Source organism: Epilithonimonas zeae (assembly GCF_023278365.1).
Lineage (GTDB): Bacteria > Bacteroidota > Bacteroidia > Flavobacteriales > Weeksellaceae > Epilithonimonas > Epilithonimonas zeae_A.
On record NZ_CP075338.1, the window covers coordinates 3041294 to 3054779 of the forward strand.

At 34.1% G+C, this 13486-nt stretch carries 13 protein-coding genes; all 13 read left to right on the forward strand.

All coding sequences use genetic code 11. The annotated features are described in order from the left end of the window. Positions 1-251 precede the first annotated feature (251 nt). The gene (locus KI430_RS13780; RefSeq protein WP_074235805.1) at positions 252-662 is read left to right on the forward strand and encodes a BrxA/BrxB family bacilliredoxin; all 411 of its coding nucleotides are present in this window, start codon (positions 252-254) and stop codon (positions 660-662) included. 193 nt (positions 663-855) lie between these two features. Next, positions 856-1794: a ribose-phosphate pyrophosphokinase gene (locus KI430_RS13785; RefSeq protein WP_248875526.1), complete on the forward strand. Its 939-nt coding sequence runs from the start codon at positions 856-858 to the stop codon at positions 1792-1794. A 44-nt stretch (positions 1795-1838) separates the two neighbouring features. Further along, a complete protein-coding gene (locus KI430_RS13790) occupies positions 1839-2480 on the forward strand; it encodes a 50S ribosomal protein L25/general stress protein Ctc (RefSeq protein WP_248875527.1) in 642 nt (213 codons plus the stop codon). A gap of 123 nt (positions 2481-2603) precedes the next feature. Then, positions 2604-3104 carry a M15 family metallopeptidase gene (locus tag KI430_RS13795; protein WP_248875528.1) on the forward strand — a complete coding sequence of 167 codons (501 nt, stop codon included), beginning with the start codon at positions 2604-2606 and terminating at the stop codon, positions 3102-3104. Between the two features lie 70 nt (positions 3105-3174). Further along, positions 3175-4212, forward strand: a complete 1038-nt coding sequence (locus KI430_RS13800) for a patatin-like phospholipase family protein (RefSeq protein ID WP_248875529.1) — start codon at positions 3175-3177, stop codon at positions 4210-4212. A gap of 243 nt (positions 4213-4455) precedes the next feature. After that, a complete protein-coding gene (locus tag KI430_RS13805) occupies positions 4456-4617 on the forward strand; it encodes a hypothetical protein (protein ID WP_248875530.1) in 162 nt (53 codons plus the stop codon). An 86-nt stretch (positions 4618-4703) separates the two neighbouring features. Then, entirely contained in the window at positions 4704-6290 is a 1587-nt protein-coding gene (locus tag KI430_RS13810; RefSeq protein ID WP_248875531.1) for a hypothetical protein, read from the forward strand. Positions 6291-6389: 99 nt separating this feature from the next. Next, on the forward strand, positions 6390-10052 hold the full coding sequence (locus tag KI430_RS13815) for a hypothetical protein (RefSeq protein WP_248875532.1): 3663 nt from the start codon (positions 6390-6392) through the stop codon (positions 10050-10052). 69 nt (positions 10053-10121) lie between these two features. After that, positions 10122-11306, forward strand: coding sequence for a DUF6402 family protein (locus KI430_RS13820; protein WP_248875533.1), 1185 nt, complete (start codon positions 10122-10124; stop codon positions 11304-11306). A 60-nt stretch (positions 11307-11366) separates the two neighbouring features. Further along, a complete protein-coding gene (locus KI430_RS13825) occupies positions 11367-11717 on the forward strand; it encodes a DUF5412 domain-containing protein (RefSeq protein ID WP_248875534.1) in 351 nt (116 codons plus the stop codon). 211 nt (positions 11718-11928) lie between these two features. Beyond that, positions 11929-12606 (forward strand): hypothetical protein, encoded by a 678-nt coding sequence (locus KI430_RS13830; protein WP_248875535.1) that lies wholly within the window; start codon positions 11929-11931, stop codon positions 12604-12606. Between the two features lie 191 nt (positions 12607-12797). Beyond that, entirely contained in the window at positions 12798-13133 is a 336-nt protein-coding gene (locus KI430_RS13835; RefSeq protein ID WP_248875536.1) for a hypothetical protein, read from the forward strand. After that, positions 13130-13480 (forward strand): hypothetical protein, encoded by a 351-nt coding sequence (locus KI430_RS13840; RefSeq protein WP_248875537.1) that lies wholly within the window; start codon positions 13130-13132, stop codon positions 13478-13480. The genes KI430_RS13835 and KI430_RS13840 overlap by 4 nt, the downstream gene beginning before the upstream one ends. Positions 13481-13486 lie beyond the last annotated feature (6 nt).

The window sequence follows — 13486 nt, forward strand, 5'->3', positions numbered from 1 at the left end:
TGATAATCATTGGCTTTGCCGAATCTTCGATTTCATCATTTATAAATTATCATTAATTACCCACGGATATACTTAATTTGCATATCGATTTGATTAAACCTTGAATTTTCGGATTCAAGGTTTTTTGTTTAAAAATCAGTCAAAATGTCTCAATAGATTTTCGGAATGATTTTAATAGAATGATAAATAAGATAATCAAAATATTATTTGATTAAATTTGCAATTCGAATTAACCTAAAATATATTTTAATATGTATCCAGCAGATTTAGTATTGCCAATGAAGGCAGAACTTACAGATAAAGGGTTTGCAGACCTTACAACACCAGCACAAGTTGACGAAGCGCTTAAACAAAGCGGAACAACATTATTAGTAATCAACTCCGTTTGCGGGTGTGCAGCAGGAGCGGCAAGACCAGGCGTTTTGTACTCTTTGACAGGCGAGAAGAAGCCAGACCATTTGGTTACAGCTTTCGCAGGATTTGATACGGATGCGGTTGCAGAAGCTAGAAGATTGTTAGCACCGTTTCCTCCAAGTTCGCCAGCTGTGGCACTTTTCAAAGATGGCGAGTTGGTGCATATGTTAGAGAGACACCATATCGAGGGTAATCCTGCAGGCGCAATTGCTGCGAATCTTCAGGCTGCTTTTGACGAGTACTGTTAAGAAAAATAGAAAGACCAAAATAGAAAATATTTTGGTCTTTTTTTATGAAATCATACTTGGCGTTTTTTTGATAATCCAGTGATAGCGGGTGATAGAATATCATTTCTAATAAATAATATAAATCTATTGATGAAAAGTTCGGAAATAAGCTTTCAAACTTTTCATTATTTTTTAAATTTGCAAAAAAGTAAAAATGTCAGATCAAGCAAGTTATTTGTTTTCTACCAGAACCAGCCACGAGTTGGCAGAAAAAATCGCTCAGGCTTATGGGCAGCCTTTAGGGCAAATTAATATTCAGCATTTCAGCGACGGAGAATTCGAGCCAGTCTTGGAACAATCCGTTAGAGGCGCACGTGTTTTCCTCATTGCTTCTACCTTTCCACCAGCGGATAATTTGTTGGAACTGTTATTAATGATAGATGCAGCGAAAAGAGCATCAGCCAAAAACATTACGGTTGTAATTCCATATTACGGTTTGGCGAGACAAGACAGAAAAGACAAACCAAGAGCGCCCATCGGAGCAAAATTGGTAGCCAATCTTTTGACTGCTGCGGGAGCAACCAGAATTATGACAATGGATTTGCACGCAGACCAGATCCAAGGATTCTTCGAGATTCCTGTTGACCATTTGTACGCATCTACTATTTTTGTAAAGTATATTCAATCCCTTGCTCTTGACAATTTGACGATAGCCTCTCCGGATATGGGAGGTGCAAAAAGAGCGAAAAATTATGCAGGTCATCTTGGAGCAGACGTTGTAATCTGTTATAAAGAAAGAAAAAAAGCCAATGTTGTAGAAGAGATGTTCCTGATTGGTGATGTTAAAGATAAGAACGTGATTCTGATTGATGATATGATTGATACGGCTGGAACGCTTTGCAAAGCAGCAGATATCCTAATGGAAAAAGGAGCAAAATCTGTAAGAGCAATGGCAACACACGGCGTTCTTTCTGGTAAAGCTTTTGAAAATATCGAGAATTCTCAACTTTTGGAAGTGATTGTCACAGACTCTATTCCGCAAAAAACAGAGAAATCTTCAAAAATAAGAGTGCTTTCTTGCGCAGAATTATTTGCTGACGTGATGAATATGGTACACGAGCACAAATCTATAAGTGAGAAGTTTATTATTTAAAAAAAATTAATATCTTTGCACCCTTAAAATAATTTTTATACAAAATGAAATCTATTACAATTCAAGGTACAAAAAGAGAAAGCGTGGGCAAAAAGTCTACTAAAGCTTTACGTGATGCTGAATTAGTTCCTTGTGTTGTTTACGGAGGTGGTGAGCCATTGAACTTCTCTGCAGAAGAGAAAGCTTTCAAAGGTTTGGTATATACTCCTGAAGCACACACGGTATCTTTGGAAGTTGACGGAAAAACAATCCCTGCTGTTCTTCAGGACATTCAGTTCCACCCACTTACAGATAGAATTATCCACGCTGATTTCTATCAGCTAGCTGATGACAAACCAGTTATCATGGAAGTTCCTGTAAGAATCACTGGTCGTTCCAAAGGTGTTGTTGCCGGTGGTGTTCTTAGACAAACCTACAGAAAACTAAAAGTAAAAGCGATCCCAGCTAACTTGCCAGACGAGATTGTTGTGGATATTACTGCTCTTAAGATTGGAAACAAATTCTATGTAGAAAGTCTTAAAAATGACAAATATTCTTTCATGCACCCAGACAACGCAGTAGTAGTTGCTGTTAAGATGTCTAGAAATGCTAGCAAAAATGCTGCAGCAGGACAAGATGATGAGGATGAAGAAGAAGTAGCAGTAGAAGGTGCAGCTGATGCGGCTCCAGAAGCTTCTGCAGAATAATAATTAGATTTATTATACTCAAAATATTAGCCGGCTCGTTTTAAACGAGCCGGCTTTTTTTGTTTTTATACGTCAAGTTCTGGCGTTTCCTTATTCTAGATTTGTTCATAAATATATTAGATTATGGACAATATTACTCAACAAAGAATTCAAAAACTTCACCCATCTGTTCGAGATGAGGTAACCCATATCATCAGAGAATGTGATCTGGCACTTACCGGTCGGGCAAAAATCAGAATTACACAAGGTCTTAGATCCTTCAAGGAACAAGATGAGTTTTATGCGATTGGACGAACAAAGTCTGGTAAAAAAGTAACAAATGCAAAAGGAGGGCAAAGCATTCATAATTACGGATTGGCAGTCGATATCTGCCTTATTATCGATAGAAAAACTGCGAGTTGGGATACAGCAAAAGATTGGGACAATGATAAAGTGGCTGATTGGTATGAATGTGTAAAAATCTTTGCAAAATATGGTTGGGAATGGGGCGGAAATTGGAAAAATTTCAAAGACCTTCCGCATTTTGAAAAAAAAAGTATCAAAACTAAAAATAAAGAAATGAAAACCAACTGGCGAAATCTCATCAAACTTCCAAGAGATAAAGCAGGTTATATTATTTTTTAAAATCAATTTTTATCACGACGAGTTCTGTCGCGACCCGCACCTACTTTTGTAATATCAAAAAACAAAAGAAATGAAAAAGGTAACTATACTTTCTTTAGACGGTGGCGGAATCAGAGGGATTATTTCCTGTATTATTCTGCGTTATTTGGAAGAACTTTTACAGCAAAAAGATCATCCGAATGCCAAACTAGGTGATTATTTTGATATGATAGCGGGAAGCAGTACAGGCGGGATCCTAGCCTCTGTTCTTCTTTATCCGGATGACAATAAAAAAGCCAAATATTCCATGAAAAAAGCATTTGAACTTTATACGGAAAAAGGCGAAGATATCTTTACCGTTTCTCTGTGGGAGAATCTTTTTAATCCATTTGGTTTGTTTAGTGAGAAAATTTCGCAGGATAATTTGGAAAGACAATTGAGTGATTTTTTTGAAGATTTGGAACTTAAAGATTTTATAAAACCTTCGCTCATTACCAGTTATGATATTGAGAATAGAAAAGCAAAACTCTTTAATACAATCAATGCCAAGCAAAACCAACAGAACTTTCTTGTAAAAGATATTTGCAGAGCTACTTCAGCAGCGCCAACTTATTTCTCACCTGCTCAGATTAAGTCTTCTTATGGTCAGACTTTTAGTTTGATAGATGGCGGAATGTTTGCCAATAATCCTGCTTTATGTGCTTATGCAGAAGCCAGAAAAATTCCTTTTGCAGATCTATTTGAAAATCCTGAAAAACCCAATTATCCTACAGTGAATGATATGATGATTGTTTCTCTGGGAACAGGTACGGAAATGAAATCTTATCCTATTAATAAATATAAAAATGCTGGGAAATTAGCTTGGATAGGACCAATCATTGATATTCTACTTTCTGCCAACGCAGAGACAGTGGATTATCAATTGAACCAAATGTTTATGACTTTGGGAAAACGAAACAGGCAGAACTATTACAGAATCAATCCTTCCTTGAAAACCGCTTCTCCCGAGATGGATAATGTCAAGAAGAAAAACATTGAAGCTTTGATACAGGCAGGTTTGTGTTATGTGGAAGAGAATAATGAATTGCTGAATCAAATCGCTGAAAAATTAATTAAAAATAAAATATAAATTTTAAAAGCGACGAGTTTTGACGCTTCTGCAAGATATCTTTGATTTATAGAAAAAGAGAAACAAAATACAAATGATGAAAACAAAGATTAATATTTATTACGTCAAGTTCTGACGCCAGCGACAACTACTTTTGGATTATAATTAAGGCCTCAATTTAATCAAAATCACTTTTACGAAACCCCAATAATATCAGCAAAAATAGCTGGTAAGGACAACTATTACCCAAACACAAAACATCATATGGAAACACCAACAGAAAAATTAACAGAAGAATCCTCTCAAAGCCCGATCTACAGCATCGAATGGGAAGATATTGAAAACGAAGAATTAGACTATGACTTCTATCTGGATGAGATTGAAACTTTTTTCAGAGAAGACTTTGAGAATGATATTATTAACTAACCTAAAAATTTTAAGATATGAAATAGAAACGCGAATAAAAAATAGAAGATTGTAAAATAATATAATAATGAATTAAAAAAAACCAAATGGAAAACGATTTAGAAGAAAAAAATTACATACCAAATCAGGTGATTTCGAAAGATAGTCTAAAAACCTATTTTGAAAACGGGGATACGCCTGATGAACAAAATTTCTGGGAATGGCAAGATTCTTATTGGCACAAAAATGATCCTAACGATGTCATCCCATCAGAAAGACTTGACTTATCTGGGAAAGCTGATAAAAATGCTACAAATTTGGATGGAGACAATGTGCAAAGTTGGAGAACAAAACTTAATATCCAAGATAATGTTCAGAGTATACCCGTATCCGGCACGCAAAGCGGAATAGTTAATAATGAAAATTTACAGGAACTTGGAGGTGCAGATAAAACGATTAACAAAGTAAGGATTGGAAAAGGCTCGGGTAATACAACGGTTATCATAGAGGATAGTACCTCTGTAGGAGATTCTGCTTTATCTTCAAATACAACAGGAAAAAACAATACTGCGATAGGAATGTATGTTTTAAATGCAAATACATCAGGCAGTTTCAATGCGGGATTAGGCGATTATGCATTATATTCCAATGTCACAGGTGTTTGGAATAGTGCTTTAGGGTCATCTGCATTATTAAATAATACATCAGGGCAAAGGAACGTTGCTACTGGATCTGCGTTGTATTGGAATACTATAGGAAATAGAAATACTGGAATAGGAATCAGCGCAGGCTATGCAAATGTCTCAGGATCAAATAATACTTATTTAGGAAGTTCCGCAGGTTATGACAATGGATTGGGAAGTTATAACGTAGCTGTAGGTAATGCTGCAATGGCTATATCTACAAGTGGTTACACTTCTGGAGGCTCAACTGTTAATTTAAATAGAAACGTATTCATTGGATCTATGATCCAAGGTTTAGCAGATTTAAATGATACTTTAGCAATTGATAACAAAGGAGCAACTGTCACACAAGCAGCTAATGCATTGATTTATGGAGGATTTTCAGTTGCGAACAGATTTGTGAAAATTAATGGAGCGTTATCAACCAATCCAGCTAATACACCAAATGCTGATGGTGATGCGACTTTTACTAAAAGAGTAGTTGCTAAAGCAGACGGAACTTTTGGCTTTGCGACAGATATTACTCCCGCTATTACTATTACATCAACATCTACAACAAAGATTAGACTGACCTCAGATTTTATAAGTAGTAATGTAACTAGAGCCAATGTGCCAACATTTAACTTTAACGTAGAAACTGGAAAGTTCTATAAAATCAAAATTCTTGGAGCGTATAGCTCAGTTGCTACTACAACAGGCGGTTCTATCGGTTTTGTTCTTGGTAATGGCGCAGCAGGAAGTATTTTTGGATCTGTTAAGATGAATATTGTTCACACCAATACAGCTGCACCAGAACAGGTAATTACTGCAATTGATTCTAATTCTGCAACAGTAAGAAGTTTTGCAACATCTACGGGAGTTGGTACTATCAATATGCCGGAAATGATCATCGCAGAATTAATTTTCGAATGTACTACGCCTGGAGTATTTAATGTACAATGGGCTTCAGAGATAGCAAACAACAATGCAACGCTTTTGAAGAACACCCTTTTAGAAATCACAGAAATTTAAATTTTATTAAAAATAAGTAAGGCAAAATTCAATTAAAATTAATTGAACAGCCCAAACTATGTCCTAATATAAACACCAAAATAATTTAAAATAAATAAAATGAACGATTCAACAAATATAAATAATGTACAGGCTGTATCTAATCCTGCTACACAAACGCTCTTCAGATTTGTAAGCCTTAGAAATCCGCAGCTTACAGAAGTGGTGAAGGAAAACTTAGGTTTTGTTAAAAGACCAAAAAATATTAAAGGTATCTTCGATACACAAATAGAAATTTGGGCAGTGACAGAGCCAAAATCGACAATTAAATTTCAAGAGCTTGAAATAGCTGCAGCTAATTTTGAATTAGAAGCTTTTAAAAAAGAAAAGGAGGTAGAGAATATTAATTCGGATTATTTTTCAATAGGTAAATCTTTATCAAAAAATCAAGTTGTTGACCCTATAGTAATAGAAAGAGTTGCTAGTTTGCCTAAACTTACAGATGCTTCCTTAACAACCCTTTGGAATAATTTGATTTATCAAGTTGTTACACAAAAAGATTTTTACATAAAAGAAGCAATAATTCAGACTCTCAAAGCAATAGACTATATTGAGGTTTACAAAAAATATAGATATCAGGATGTTGCTATTGAAAAACTTAATGAAGCTAAAAATGCTAAAGTAATATTGCCAGCTAAGCTTTTTGTAGAGGAAGCATCAGTGGAAGATGACGAAGATAACATTTTTACGGTTCAAAAATCGAAAATAGCAAGTGAGGATCGTATTGGAGGCGAGAGAAATTCAAAAATCGGTGCTTCAGTTTTCCCAAAAATGCTTTCTACAAAACAAGAAAGTAGGTTAAGACTAAATGCCGAAAAAAATCTAAAACAGAGCATTGCTTCTATTAAAAAATCTGATTTACAAACTCTTAAGAGAGAGCTGGAAAAGCTACAAAAGAGCTACAATAAATCTTACCAACAAGCATACAATGATGAAATGGTAAGATATCAAATTGAAATTCAGCCTATTATTGATAACAATAATAAAATCCTGGAAAATATAGAATCAACTTTTGGTGCAGAAATAACTTCAAGAGAAAAAAGATCAGCCTATAATCGAGTAGAATTAAAAGAGGTCCCGGAGTTTCAGTTCAATTATAGGAATGAAATCAACTTTGCTGATTTAAAATCACAATTAAGTTTAAAATCGCTAAATACCTTTCTGGAATTATTTACAGAATTTAATGTGTCACCAATTTCTGATAAACAAACAGATAGTGATTTGCAAACATCGTTTATCAATTCTGATACTTCAATGCGTATTGATAATACTACATTCGAATTATTGGAAGACTATCATTCTTATGAGAAAGTTTTTGAAAGATTAGATGATGCCATCTCTGTGGAATCTCAAGCCCTATTGTCTATCTTAGAAAGACCGCAGAAGCAGTATGTAAATTTAGCCGGGGTAATCGTTCCAATCTCTAAAACTAAGCTTGTTACACCGGGAGGTTACAGTTTGTTATCATACTACAAAGAATCTGTCATTGGTTACAATTCTTTTTTAAATTTTAGTTTTGAAGTCGATAATGCTTCTTGGTCTCTGGCTTATGCAAAAATTTCAGCGTTAGCGGATGAGAATGAAATTGAAGAAACATTTACCAATTTATCAGTTGTTGATAATATGATTACTCTTCCTCCTGTTTTTGTTGATAAATTTAAGAGTGTATCTTCAATAAAGATTGAGCTTTATTTTGATAATGATAGAGAATGTGTCTTAGAATTAGGCGATTTGACTAATAACCATAATTACATCGGGGTTCTTAGTTTTGACTCAAACCTTAGTAGAAAAACAGCTAAAACAGACGTTGGAAGTACCAATACTTTCACACCAAAACGTTTCGGTGTACGCCGACTTGGTATTGCAGATTATCTTAAAGTAGAACAATCAGTTCACGCATATGTTCCAGGAGAAGTTTCGAATATTGAAAATGTTATGGCAAGCGAGTTGAGACACAAATCCTCGGTAAGATCTGTTAAAACAGAAGACACCCAGACAGATGCAACTTCTACGGAAACAGAGCATATTTCTGATACGACTACAGCTACTAGAAATGATATGCAGAGTGAGGTAGCAAGAGAATTGGATAAGCAGCAGAGCTTTGCTTCACACGCCAATTTCAGCAAAAATGCGGTTTGGACAATTGATGTAGGAGCTAGTTATGCTAATAATACAGCTCAGCATGATAGTACTAGACAAGCAGTTCAGAAATCGCAGGAAGTTACAAATAGGGCTTTAGATAGGATTGTTTCCAAAGTCTCTCAAGAAAGGATTAGAAAGATAACAAATGAATTTGTAGAGGAGAATATTCATGAGTTCGATAACAGAGATGGAAAAGAGCATATCTCAGGCGTTTACAGATGGGTAGATAAGAAAATGAAAAATCAAATCTACAACTATGGAAAGAGGATGATGTTTGAGTTTATGATTCCCGAGCCGGCTCGTTTACACAGATTAGCTAATGCTGGAGAGATTCTTACAGCACCGCAAGATCCCAGAAAAGCAACTGGTCAATGGAACATGGCCAATGCAAATGTAGATGAAACAATTTTGCAGTACTGGGCTGATGTATATAATGTGAAACTCACGGAAACTCCTGTGAAAACTGTCAATCAACACATCGACTATGAATACTTCAAACTTGACGGCGATCAGGGTCAGAGATTTAAAGTGCTGACCTTTCCGGAGAATTATGCTGCAAAATCTGTAAAAGTTTCCTATGGATATGAGTTTGGGAGAATGGTGGTAAGTAATTTTAAAGGTGGAGATATATCATTGCCTTATGTAGGAGGAGGTTCTATAGACAATAGTTTTACTGTAGATGGACTAAATATAGAAAACAGTTTTGCATTTAAGTACCAAGGTTTTGGTGTAGATTCTTTCAACGTCACATTTGATCTCGTTTGTGGGCTCTCCGATACTTACATCAATTCCTGGAAACAACTGCAGTTTGATAATATTATTGCAGCTTACATGCAGGCTGATGCAGATTTCCAAAAGATAAAAGAAGAGCAGGAAGCCACCCAGACAGACAAAACCCAAAACTTCTACCGGGATATGGAGGAAGTGGTTCTGAAGCACAACTGCATTGCTTATCTGTTGCAGGATTACTTGGCAATTTTAGGGCGCAGGTCTACAAGTGGTACCAATATGGAAAATTTCCAGGTCATGTTGGATGCAGATTTGGACTCTTATGCTGCTTTGGTCAAGTTCATGGAGCAAGCCTTTGAGTGGACCATTATGGATTACACCTTCTACCCATATTATTGGGCAGACAGAGCCAACTGGCAGGAGATGTACATTACAGAAAGTGTGGACCCATTATTCAGAAACTTCCTGCAGGCTGGTATGGGACGTGTGATTGTAACCGTGAAACCAGGTTTTGAGGACGCAGTTCAGTTCTTTATGAATACTGGTAAGATCTGGAATGGCGGCGAAGTCCCTGTAATTGGCGATCCAATGTATTTGAGTATTGTAGACGAATTACGTGAGCCGGCTGGCAAGCCACAAGGCAAAGCGTGGATCACAAGAATCCCTACAACGTTGAACATTTTGCAAGCCAGATCTATCGGGTTGGAAGTAATTGACGCATTACCAATCTCCAAGGAAAACCCTGAAGATTTTGAAGTTCCTTCGGAAGTAGAAACTGCGAGTGCTTTTGGTGAACCGAAAGATGTGGTTTTGACGGGGAGTACGAAGCCTACAACCTTATCACAAAAATAAAATTTCTTAAAAATGGCGGTGTCTAAAAGCACCGCTTATTTTTCAATTTTAACTTTAAAATTTAAAAAAATGAAAGCAGCAAAAGCATTAGGCTTGTCAAGAATGAAAGAAAATAAGGAAAAAGAACCTCCAAAAGAATATATCGAGGGTTATATTTGGTGCGACAAAAACCAAAATAATTTTACGGATGGAGTGTTGAGGTATGGACAAAATGAAATTTATTCGCTTCTAGAATTCACACAATATGCTATTGGAAAGATAGCAAAAATAGAAGTGTCAAACAGAACCAATGGAAATTTATTAGAAACAAAATCATTTAAAATTACGTCTAAAAAAATGATAATAGGTTTTGATGAAGAGAAAATATTTAATTCTTGTGATGGAGAAACAATTAATTTCTTTGCAATAAAGATGCTTGTAGAAAACCAGTTCTTTTACCCAGATCCTAAATATCTCAATATGAATCTCAAAATTCATTTTGTGGTTTTAGTGCCCAAAATTATGAACAAACTTGGATGGAAAATGGCAGAAAAATCTCAAATAGAGTGGTTTGAAGGTAAAGCCAATAATTATCCTTGGGAATCTGAACCTGGTATTAATTACTTCACATTAGGAGGTTTAATGCATTTTGATAGGTTTAAGGATTTTTATAATAAACATCTTAATGATTGGAAAACCGAAAAATCGATTAATGTTTTAAAAGGAGAAATAATTAAAATGCAAAAAGATGGAATAATAGAATTTCCAACTGTAGCGAATCCTAAAACAGAGTTTGGTACCTTTTCAGGAGAAGTTAATGAAAAAGTAATAAAACCCGATGAATTGAATGGAAAAGAAACAATAGAAAAAATGCCATTATTTGAAAAATATTATTTTAAAAATGTTCCATACAAAGAATCAAAATTAAATAGTCTAGATGATTTTTTCGGGGCAATAGCCAATTGCAATCTTAGGTTTTCTGCCAAAGGCTTTCTCCATTACCAGAACGGAAAAATTATGGTAGAGATTAAAAAAATTGCAGTTTATATAAAAGATGGGTTTGATTTTGTGGATGGTGATGCTTTAATAAGTCAGCCTTTAGGTTTTTGGACTTATAAAAACAAATCTGCCTCCAAAACAGGTTTTTCAAATTCTGAGATTAATAATAAATCTTATAGAGATTATAGATATGATACACATAAGGGGAGTGATGGTTACAGATATTCTAATCTTTATCTGTATGATGCAACTTATACTATGTTCAATTTAAAATAATTTCTAAAGTTTGACAGAATTTCTTACTAAACTTTTTTATTTTTGTTAAAAGTTTAATTTATGAAAAAAATCCTTATCGCTATTTTTATTTTTAGTTTAGTTTGTTTTGGTATTTACAGCTTTTTTAGTCAAAAAGAATTTCTACATTCTAGAAAAAGTCCTGATGGAAAATACATCGTAGAAATTTATAAAGAAAAAAGTTTTTTTGCTGCGCCAGGAGACGGCGGTATTAGTGGTAGCTTGGGATATATTAAACTATTAGATGAAAATGGAGATAAAATTGGAGACACTTCAGATTGCCCCCCCTTTTTTTTAAGTGATATTGAGCTTGATTGGGAAATAGGAAAGAATAAATATATTTCCTATACAAAAGGAGAAGGGATTAATTTAAAAACAGGTAAATGCAATTAATGAATTGAAGCGAGACCCAGATTCACATACTTTAATGGTTCGATAGCGCGGATTTGTAATTCGTGCTTTTTCATAATAATTAAAATAAAAGCAGTAACACAATGTGTTATTGCTTTTTTTAGTATTTTCGAGTATAGATGTTGGAACAGTCACGGATTGCAAATCCGCGACATCGGGTATTAAAGAGAAACCCAGAATTAGTTAGTATAAAATGAGAAAAATAAACTTATTTCTTTTCTTCATAATTTGTAATGTTGTTTTTGCACAAGATTTAGATACTTATCGATTAAATTATTGTTTGAAAAAATGCAAAATTTATTCGAAAGAATTAATAGATAAGAAAAATAAAAATGATGCTGTTCCTTCGTATATGATAGGAACGCCTAAATTTTCCAAAATGTTTTCAATAAAAGAGGATGACAGAATGAAGATTTATCCATTTAATAAATATGATTCTATTTATGTGACAAATCCAATATTAATAGAAAAAATACAAGAGCCAAGAAATTATTTAGATAAAAAATACCATAAATCATTGAGATTACTATCTAAAGATGAAAAAAATAAATTATCGGATATTTTATTTAATTATCATAAAACTTACGATTTATTTAGAATTAGTGTAAAAGGTCAAATTGGATGCGATTGTGTTTATTTGGAATACCCTCAAATGATATTACTTTTTATGAAAAATGGGAGATTTGAAAAATACATTGCTTTTCCTGATGATGGATGGGATAGATATAATTTTTCAGATGGACAATACAATAATTTTGATTGGTCAGAAAACAAAGAAAGTATGATTTTGGATATGTTTAAAAAAGACATTCTTCCTGACCAAAATTGTAAAACGCCAGTCTATAATCCGCCACCTCCAGAAAAAAAATAATATTTAAACCGCAACAACAAGTTGCGGTTTTTTTATGCTGAAAAATTGAAAACTTTCTTGAAAATAAGGGACGTGTAATTGTAACCATGAAGCTTCCCCGATAGCGCGGATTTGCAATCCGTGCTTTTATACAATCAAAAACAAAGCAGTAGTATAATGTGTTATTGCTTTTTTAATATTTTCGTGAATTGATGTTGGAAACAGTCACGGATTGCAAATCCGCGCCATCGGGTAATATGATTGATTCTGTCGAAGGATTTGCACAATTCTATATAACTTTATGCTCATTTGATAAATCCTTTGATAAGAAAAAATTAGCTCAAAGTTTTGGATATATTGAATCCTGTACAAAAGAAGTTTCAGAAATATTTCTGGATGGTCTTTTAAGTTTAAGAACGCACCCGAATTCTACTGTTTTTAAAGCAACAAAAGACCCTGAACCAACAATAGTACCTGCCTCCCAAGTAGCAGAAAATAGTAAAAACGCAGAAAAAATTATGAACGCAATAAAAAAAATATTTGAATGAAAAATTTAAAATGGTTTTGGAGAATTAATTACATTATAACCCTTTATAGTTTAGTCTTATTGTCTGGAGAGATTGTAGACTCTATTCTTGGCTATGATAAAAATGGCTATAGTTTCACACAAAAATATAGTAAATACTATATGATAGGCAATAACGATTTTATTAGTGTTTTCTTTTTTTGTATAGAATGGCTTCAAATAACATTGGTTTTAATTATTTTAATTTGGAAAAAGCAAGAAAGAACAAAATGGAACTGGCTTTACTTTATTTTATTAATGTTTTTAGCATTGGTGAAAATTCTTTTTTATTTTGTTGCTGCACTTGGCTTTGCGACAGGGGAAGCTTAAATACTT

What these genes read in the sequence shown, in the direction of transcription:
- KI430_RS13800 (WP_248875529.1), top strand. Translation starts at nt 3,175, where the DNA reads ATGAAAAAGGTAACTATACTTTCTTTAGACGGTGGCGGAATCAGAGGG.
- KI430_RS13840 (WP_248875537.1), top strand. Translation starts at nt 13,130, where the DNA reads ATGAAAAATTTAAAATGGTTTTGGAGAATTAATTACATTATAACCCTT.
- KI430_RS13795 (WP_248875528.1), top strand. Translation starts at nt 2,604, where the DNA reads ATGGACAATATTACTCAACAAAGAATTCAAAAACTTCACCCATCTGTT.
- KI430_RS13785 (WP_248875526.1), top strand. Translation starts at nt 856, where the DNA reads ATGTCAGATCAAGCAAGTTATTTGTTTTCTACCAGAACCAGCCACGAG.
- KI430_RS13810 (WP_248875531.1), top strand. Translation starts at nt 4,704, where the DNA reads ATGGAAAACGATTTAGAAGAAAAAAATTACATACCAAATCAGGTGATT.
- KI430_RS13820 (WP_248875533.1), top strand. Translation starts at nt 10,122, where the DNA reads ATGAAAGCAGCAAAAGCATTAGGCTTGTCAAGAATGAAAGAAAATAAG.
- KI430_RS13805 (WP_248875530.1), top strand. Translation starts at nt 4,456, where the DNA reads ATGGAAACACCAACAGAAAAATTAACAGAAGAATCCTCTCAAAGCCCG.
- KI430_RS13780 (WP_074235805.1), top strand. Translation starts at nt 252, where the DNA reads ATGTATCCAGCAGATTTAGTATTGCCAATGAAGGCAGAACTTACAGAT.
- KI430_RS13830 (WP_248875535.1), top strand. Translation starts at nt 11,929, where the DNA reads ATGAGAAAAATAAACTTATTTCTTTTCTTCATAATTTGTAATGTTGTT.
- KI430_RS13825 (WP_248875534.1), top strand. Translation starts at nt 11,367, where the DNA reads ATGAAAAAAATCCTTATCGCTATTTTTATTTTTAGTTTAGTTTGTTTT.
- KI430_RS13835 (WP_248875536.1), top strand. Translation starts at nt 12,798, where the DNA reads ATGTTGGAAACAGTCACGGATTGCAAATCCGCGCCATCGGGTAATATG.
- KI430_RS13815 (WP_248875532.1), top strand. Translation starts at nt 6,390, where the DNA reads ATGAACGATTCAACAAATATAAATAATGTACAGGCTGTATCTAATCCT.
- KI430_RS13790 (WP_248875527.1), top strand. Translation starts at nt 1,839, where the DNA reads ATGAAATCTATTACAATTCAAGGTACAAAAAGAGAAAGCGTGGGCAAA.